Below are 1,898 nucleotides of genomic sequence, written 5' to 3'. Positions count from 1 at the left end.
GTGAAGGCCCCGGCGTCCTCGGTGGCGGTGACCGAGAAGCCGTTCGCCGCGCCCAGGTCGCGGATCGCCTGGACGCCCGCCGGGATGGCGTCGTGCCTGAAGCCCGCCGATGAGCGAGTGCCGCCGCAGGGGCCGCCGGTTGCCGGAGGGGTGCCGCCCGCGGGTGTCCCGCCGCTGGGGCCTGGGGGGTTCGGGCCGCCCCGGGTGCCGCTGCGGTTGAGCCCCAAGGTGCTGCTCATCGACCCGGTGCGGATGCTGCCGTCGCTGCTCGTGCCCCTGATCGGGGTGCTCGTGGTGGGCGGCTTCTCCGGCAGGTCCTACCTGTGGGCGGCGCTCGGCCTGGTCGGCACGGTGGTGTTCGCGGTCGTCCGCTGGGCCACCTTCACGTACGAGATCGTCGGCGACCGCCTGGAGATCAAACGCTCGCTGATCAGCCGGTCGGTGCGCGCGATCCCGCTGGAACGGGTGCGTGGCGTCGACGTGTCCACCCCGCCCATGCACCGGCTACTCGGCCTGGCCGTACTGAAGATCGACACGGGGGCGAGCGGCGGCGACGGCGAGGCGACGCTCGACGGCGTCACGCGGCACGAGGCCGAACGACTCAAGCCCGTCCTCCTGCGCCGCGCCGCGACCTCGGCCGTCCGCCGGGCGGAGCCGGGCATCCCGGAGGGATCCGCCGCCCCCGGGCCCGCCTCGACGGGGCCGCCCGGCACCGCCCCGGCCGGGGCCGTGCCGGACGCGACCGGTGCCCGGGAGCGGCCGCACGAGCCCCAGGAGCGCGTCATCACGGCCGTGCCGCGCAGGTGGCTGCTGTACGGGCCGCTGTCGGGGGCGTACCTGCTCACCCCGTTCGCGCTGGCGGGCGGTGCCGTGGGGCTGGCCTTCCAGTGGGGCAACGAGCTCGGGTTCGGCAGGGACGCCGCGTGGACGGCCGGCACCTGGCTCTGGGAACACCCGTGGCTGCTCGTGGCGGTCGCGGTGCTGCTGGTGGTGGCCATGCCGTTCGTGGGTGGCGTGATGTACGCGGTGTTCAACTGGGACTTCAGGCTCAAACGGCGCGACGGCTACCTGGTCGCCGAACGCGGGCTGATCAACCGGCGCAGCGTGTCGCTGGAGTCGCGGCGCGTACGCGGATACGAGATCGCCGAGGGTCTCGCCGAACGCTGGGCCGGCGTCGCCCGCGCGTGGGCCATCGTGACCGGCCTGGGCGACTCGGAGACGCGCGGCCAGTTGCTGCCGGTGGTGCCGCAGGGCGTCGCCCGCCAGGTCACCGGCGACGCCGTCGGTCCCTACCGGGGGGAGCTGCGCCCGCACCCGCTGGTGGCGCGCAACCGGCGCCTGTTCCGCGCCGTCTTCCCGTGGCTCGTCGTCGCCGCCCTCGCCACCGCGGCCGCCGTGCTGACGGCGTCGCTGATGTGGTGGATCGTCCTGGTGCTGGCCCTTCTGCTGGCCGCCCTGGGCGTGCCGCTGGGGCTTGACCGCTACCGATCGCTCGGTCACGGGTACGACGGGGACAGGGTCGCCGTCCGCTCCGGGTCGTTGCGGCGTACGCAGGCGGTGGTGGAACGGCGTGCCGTCGTGGGATGGCGGATGCGGCAGACCTGGTTCCAGCGGCGCGCCGGCGTCCTGACGCTGACGGCCGGGGTGGGCGCGGGCAAGGGCGGCTACTCGGCCATCGACGTCTCCGAGGCCCAGGCCAGGGCCTTCCCGGCCGAGGTGACGCCCGACTGGCTGGCCCCCTTCCTCACGCCCGCCCCCGAAAGCCGCGACGACGGTTCCTGAGGAAGCGTCCTACGCGGTCACGCTTACGGCAGTGCCCGACCCCGGGTCGGCAGTGCGCGGCCTCGGGTCGGCAGTTCGAGGCCCTGGGGCGGTAGGGCGCGGGGCCTCAGGTGGGC

1 protein-coding gene is annotated in these 1,898 nt (G+C 75.1%); it reads left to right on the top strand.

Translation table 11 applies throughout. The features are described from left to right. The coding region (locus ADY59_RS47175; RefSeq protein WP_231619253.1) for a PH domain-containing protein at positions 1–1,782 on the top strand (1,782 nt) is incomplete at its 5' end. Positions 1,783–1,898 lie beyond the last annotated feature (116 nt).

Origin of the sequence: Nonomuraea sp. SBT364, assembly GCF_001083785.1 — a bacterium.
Lineage (GTDB): Bacteria > Actinomycetota > Actinomycetes > Streptosporangiales > Streptosporangiaceae > Nonomuraea.
This window is presented reverse-complemented; position numbering and strand designations above follow the sequence as displayed.